At 68.3% G+C, this 6401-nt stretch carries 1 protein-coding gene; it reads right to left on the bottom strand.

All coding sequences use genetic code 11. From position 1 onward, the window contains the following. Window positions 1-6401 (bottom strand): non-ribosomal peptide synthetase (locus APH30_RS25625; protein ID WP_156326686.1); only part of this gene is annotated, 6401 nt, incomplete at both ends.

The raw sequence follows: 6401 nt of genomic DNA, 5'->3' as shown, positions 1-6401 counted from the left end.
TGGCAGTTCGGCCACCGGTTGGTGCGGTTGCTCGACGATGCCTTGCAACAGGTTGATGAAGTGGGTGGACAGCCGCTCGATGGTCGAGCGCTCGAACAGGTCGGTGGCATACACCAACGAGGCCAGCATGCCCTCTTCGCTGTCGAACACATCCAAGGTCAGGTCGAACTGAGCGACACCGGTATCCCATTGCAGCCCTTCGACGCTCAAGGCATGCGCTTGTTGCGCGCCCTGGCCACGGCGTGCGCCGCTCTGGTAGTTGAACAGTGCCTGGAACAGCGGGCTGTGGCTGAGGTTGCGCTCCGGCGCCAGGGCCTCGACCAGTTGCTCGAACGGCAGGTCCTGGTAGGCCTGGGCCTCCAGCGCCGCCTGGCGCACCTGGCCCAGCAGCGCGGCAAAGGTCGCCTGCGGCGCGAACTCGGCCTTGAGCACCTGGGTGTTGACGAAGAAGCCGATCATGCCTTCGGTGCGGGCATGGTTGCGGTTGGCGATCGGCACACCGACACGGATGTCGGACTGGCCGCTGTAGCGGTGCAGCAACGTCTGGTAAGCCGCCAGCAACAGCATGAACAGCGTCACCCCCTGTTGCCTGGCCAGCGCGCGCAACGCCTGCTGCAGCTCACCGGGCAGGGCCAGCGTCAAACTGGCACCGGCTTGGCTGCGCATCGCCGGGCGCGGGTGATCCAGCGGCAGTTCGAGCACAGGCTGGGTGCCACCCAGGCGTTCGACCCAATAGGTCAGCTGCCGCTCACGCTCACCAGCGTCCATCCACTGACGCTGCCAGGCGGCATAGTCAGCGTACTGGATCGGCAGCGGCGCAAGGCTCGGTGCCTGCCCTTGGTCAAAGGCGTCGTACAGGGCCACCAGTTCGTCGACCATGACCTGCATCGACACACCATCGCTGACGATGTGATGCATCACCAGCACCAGCACATGTTCATCGCGGCCCTGGCGCAACAGGCAGGCGCGCAGCAGCGGGCCCTGCGCGAGGTCGAACGGCCGTGCGACCTCCTGTTCCACCCGCGGCAGCAGCGCGGCATCGCTGGCATCGGCCAGCACCTCTAGCGGCAGCTCGAAGGCATACGGCGCCTGTATCACCTGCTCGGTACGCCCCTGTGCATGCACGAACACCGTGCGCAGGCTCTCGTGCCGCGCCACCAGGTGTTCGAACGCCCGGCGCAGGGCTTCGACACGCAATGCCCCGCGCAGGCGCAGGGCCACCGGAATATGGTAGGCGGCGCTGTCCGGGGCCAGCTGCCAGAGGAACCACTGACGCTCCTGGGCATAGGACAAGGCCAGCGCCCGCGAGCGATCGGCCAGGCCGATGGCGGGAACCGCTGCGTTGGCAGACTCAGACAGCTGGGCGCAGAACGCTTGCAGGGTGCCATGCTCGAACAAGGTGCGCAGCGCCACCTCGACCTGCAAAGCGTGACGCACCCGGGCGACGACCTGGGTGGCCAGCAACGAATGACCACCCAGCTCGAAGAAGTGATCGTGCAAGCCCACCTGCGGCAGCTTGAGCACATCGGCCCAGATCGCCGCCACCGTCTGCTCCAGCGCGGTACGCGGTGGCTGGTGATCCTGTCGGGACTGACCGGCCTCAGGCTGGGGCAGCGCCTTGCGGTCAAGCTTGCCGTTGGGGGTCAGCGGCATGCTGGCAAGCGCCAGGACATGCGCCGGAACCATATAGTCCGGCAGCACGTCGCGCAGGCTCGCCCTGAGCGCGTCGCACCACGCGGCATCAGCCTGACCTGGCTGCGACGCCACCACATAACCGACCAACTGCTGGCCGCTCGGGCCTGGCCGGGCGACCACGGCGGCATCGCGCACACCCGCCTGGGCCAGCAGGCGGGCCTCGACTTCGCCCAATTCAACGCGGAAACCGCGGATTTTCACCTGGTTGTCCACGCGCCCCTGGTAGTCGAACACGCCATCGCGGCGCTCGCGTACCAGGTCGCCACTGCGGTACAGGCGCGCGCCCGGCTCGCCGTGCGGGTCGGGCACGAAGCGCTCGGCGGTCATGCCCGGCCGGTCCAGGTAGCCACGGGCCAGCCCGTGGCCACCAAGGTACAGCTCACCCTGCAGGCCGGCTGGCAGCACGCTCAGGTCGGCGGCCAGCACGTAGGTGCGACGGTCGCCGATACGCGTGCCGATCGGTGCGTAGGCAGCGCCGCAGTCGGTCGCGCGGTCGGCTTTCCAGATCAGCGGGGTCACCACCGTCTCGGTCGGGCCGTAGCCATTGATGATGTGCTCCGGCGCCAGGGCGGCATGCACGCGCTGGTAGCTGTCACGCGGCACCGCGTCGCCGCCGAAGCAGTAAATGCGCGCCTTCGGCGCCTGGCCATGCAGCTCGACGTGCTCGGCCATCTGCAACAGGTACGCTGGCGGGAACGCCGCCACGGTCACGCCGTGCTCACGCATGCGCGCGCAGGTCTGGCCTGGCTCCCAGAGGCTGTCATCCCGCACCAGCAGGCGGCTGCCGTGGGTCAACGCGGTGAGCCAGCGCTCATGAGCGCCGTCGAAGGCAAACGACATGAAGTGCAGCTCGCAATCGTCCTCGACCATGGCATAGCGCCGGCCGATGGCTTCGCAGTGCATCGCCAGCGGGCCGTGCTCGACGCACACCCCCTTGGGCTTGCCGGTGGAACCGGAGGTGTAGATCACATAGGCCAGGCTCTGCGGCTGCACGACTGTTCGCGGCGCATGGGTCGGCTGTGCGGCCAGGTCGAGCTGGTCGAGATAGAGGGCAGCCAACGCCGCCGGCAGCGGCAGCTGCCCGCGCAAGGTCGAGTCGCTGAGCAACAGGGCGATACCAGAGTCCTGCATCAGGTAGGCCAGGCGCTCGGCCGGATAGCTGGCGTCCAGCGGCACATAGGCGCCACCGGCCTTGAGCACGGCGAGCAAGGCCACGATCACCTGCGGCCCACGGGGCAAGGCCACGCCGACGCGGATCTCGGCGCCTACGCCTTCGGCGACCAGGCGATGGGCCAGTTGGTTGGCCTGACGCTCCAGGCTGGCGAAGTCCAGCACCTGGTCACCGAACAGTACCGCTGGAGCCTGAGGCCGGCGCGCGGCCTGGGCCGCGATGCGTTGGTGCACCAGCAAGCCGTCCTGCCATGGCTGCGGCGCGTTGGCCACGGCCAGAGCCTGCCGGGCCTGGCTATCGAGCAGGCTCAGGTTGCCCAAGGCCGCAGCGGGCGCCTGGCTGAACTGCTCCATCAGGCCGACCAGTTGCTGGTCCAGGCGGACAATGGCCGCCTCATCGAAATGGGCCCGCATGAAGCTGTAGTGCAGCTCCAGGGTACCGCCCAGGTTCACGCCCAGGGTCAGCGGGTAGTTGGTCTGCTCGCGACTGTCGACGCTGCCGAAGCGCAACTCCTGTGGCGCGCCACGCTCCAGGGCCTCGGCCACCGGGTAGTTCTCGAACACCAGCAGGCTGTCGAACAGCGCGTCACCGCCCTGCCCGGCCCAGCGCTGGATATCGAACAAGGGCGTGTGCTCATGCTCACGCAAGCCAAGGTTGAGCGCCTGCACTGCCTGCAGCCAGTCGGCCACGGACTGGGCCGGCCGTGGGGTGGCGATCACCGGCAGGGTATTGATGAACAGACCGATCTGCTGCTCGATACCCGGCAGCTCCAGCGGCCGGCCCGCCACAGTGGCGCCGAAGGCCACCGTGGCCTGCCCGCTGTAGCGCTGCAGCAGCAGTAGCCAGGCTGCTTGCAGCAGGGTGTTGACAGTGACCTTCTGCTGGCGGGCGAAGGCTTCCAGGCGCTGCGTGCGCTCGGCGTCGACCAGCCGCACATGGCTGGCGTACCCGCTGCCAGGCTCGGCTTGCAGGCCCTGGGCCAAACGTGTGGGCGCCTCCAGCTCGGCCAGGCGCTCGCGCCAGAACGCTTCGCTGACCGCCGGATCCTGGCGCTGCAACCAGTCGATGTAGTCGCGGTAACGCCCGGCCTGGGCCGGTGCCTGGCCGGCATAACGCTGCAGCACTTCCCCCATCAACTGGGAGTTGCTCCAGCCGTCCATGAGAATGTGATGGTTGGTGTAGATCAGCTCGAAGCATTGCTCGCTGGTGCGCACCACGGTCATACGCAGCAACGGCGCCTCACGCAGGTCGAAACCACGTGCGTGCTCGGCCTCGGCCAGGGCGTCCAGGCGTGCGCCAGGCTCGGCCTCGGCATGCCAGTCGAGGTAGTCGAACGGCACCTGGACCTGGCGCTGGACGATCTGCAGCGGCTGGCCGATGTCACCTTCCCAGGCGAAGCGACTGCGCAGGATCGGCTGGGCATCGGCCGACGCCTGCCAGGCTGCACGGAAACGCTCGACCTGCAAGCCTTCCACGGTCACCCGCATCTGGTTGATATAGTCGCCGTTGCCCTGGCCATACAGGCTATGGAACAGCATGCCCTGTTGCATCGGCGACAACGGATAGACATCCTCGACCGCGCGCGGATCGTCCAGCAACTGGTCGAGGTGCGCCTGATCCAGGCGTGCCAGCGGGAAGTCCGAGGGCGTGACACCGGCATGGTGCGGGTCGCAGCAATGGGCGATGAGCGCCTTCAGCTCGGCAGCGTAGTCATCGGCCAAGGCCTGGACCGTGGCCGCAGAGAACATCTCGTGGCTGTAGGTCCAGGCGACGGTCAGTTCACCACCGTAGACCTGCCCATTGAGCGTCAGCCAGTTGCCCAGCGGCGCCGCCGGGCTCTGCTCCTCGCCGCGCGGCTCGCCGACCGGGACGAACAGTGCACCCTGCTCGGCGTCGAAACTGCCATCGAACTGCCCCAGATAGTTGAAGGTGATACGCGGCACCGGCAACGCGGCAAGACCGGCCTGCACCGCCGCATCGCCCAGGTGGCGGAGCATGCCGTAGCCGATGCCCTTGGCGGGGACGGCGCGCAGTTGCTCCTTGACCGCCTTGATCGAGCCTGCCAGGTCCTGCGCAGGCGTGAGGGCCAGCGGGAACAAGGTAGTGAACCAGCCGACGGTGCGAGTCAGGTCGATGTCGTCGAACAGGTCTTCGCGGCCATGCCCTTCAAGTTGGATCAGCGCGGTGTGCTGCGCGCTCCAGCGGCACACCACCCGGGCCAGCGCGGTCAGCAGCAGGTCGTTGACCTGGGTGCGGTAAGCCGCCGGGGCCTGCTGCAGCAACTGCCGGGTGAGCTCGCTGTCCAGCCGCGTATGCAGGCTGCGGGCATGGCGGTTCTGCTGGCCCCCGGCCGGATTGGCGCACGGCAGGCCCTGCGGAGCATCGGCCAGCTGGCCTTGCCACCAGGCCAGCTCGCGCGCCACCGCGTCACTACGGGCGTGCTCCCCCAACCGCTCGGCCCAGGCCTTGTAGGCACTGGTTTTTGCCGGCAGCCGCACAGGCTGCTGCGCATCCAGTTGCGCGCAGGCCTGTTGCAGGTCCTCGAACAGCACGCGCCAGGACACGCCGTCGATGACCAGGTGGTGGATCACCAGCAGCAAGCGTTGGCTGCCGTCGCCCATGCCGACCAGCACAGCACGCAGCAGCGGCCCTTCCAGGCTCAGGCTGCGTTGCGCCGCTTCACACAGTGCCAGCAGCGCGTCCTGGTCGGCGGCCTGCCGCTGCCAGAGCAGGTCCTTGGCCTGGCCAGGCTGACCGTGACTGGCCTGCCACTGCCCCTGCTCGCGGGTAAAGCGCAGGCGCAACGCATCGTGCTGCACCAGCAGAGCCTGCAAGGCTGCCTCGACGGTCGCCGCCTGCAAGACCCGAGTGGGACGCAGCAGCACTGACTGGTTCCAGTGGTGCGCCTGGTCGGTCACTTCGCCGAAGAACCACTGCTGTACCGGCAGCAGCGGCATGCCGCCCTGCACCGCGCCCTGGTCGATACGCGGCGCCGCGCCGCCCTCGCGCGCCACACGGGCCAGGCCCTGCACGGTCTGGTGCTGGAACAGCTGCTTGGGGGTGAAATGAATACCGGCCTGACGGGCACGGCTGACCACCTGGATGGAAATGATCGAGTCGCCACCCAGCTCGAAGAAGTTGTCGCTCAAGCCGACCCGCTCCAGACGCAGCACCTCGGCCCAGACAGCAGCAATGCGCTGTTCCATTTCGCTTTGCGGGGCTACATAGGCCTGTTGCAGCAGGCTGGCATCCGCCGCCGGCAAGGCGCGGCGGTCGAGCTTGCCGTTGGCGGTCAGCGGCACGCGCTCGAGCAGCAGCAGGTGCGCCGGCACCATGTACTCCGGCAGGTCCTCGCGCAGCGCGGCCTTGACCGCCTCACGCCAGACCGCCTGGTCGGCCACCGCTTGCCCGGCCACCAGGTAACCGACCAGCTGGGTACCGCTCGGCCCCTCCTGGGCCAGCACCACGGCCTCACGCACCTGGGGCAGCGCCTGCAGCCGCGCCTGGATCTCGCCCAGCTCGATGCGGAAGCCAC

It is taken from the genome of Pseudomonas sp. NBRC 111127 (assembly GCF_001320345.1).
Lineage (GTDB): Bacteria > Pseudomonadota > Gammaproteobacteria > Pseudomonadales > Pseudomonadaceae > Aquipseudomonas > Aquipseudomonas juntendi.
Note: the sequence above shows the minus strand (reverse complement) of the source record. Positions and strands in the feature narration are given on the sequence as shown.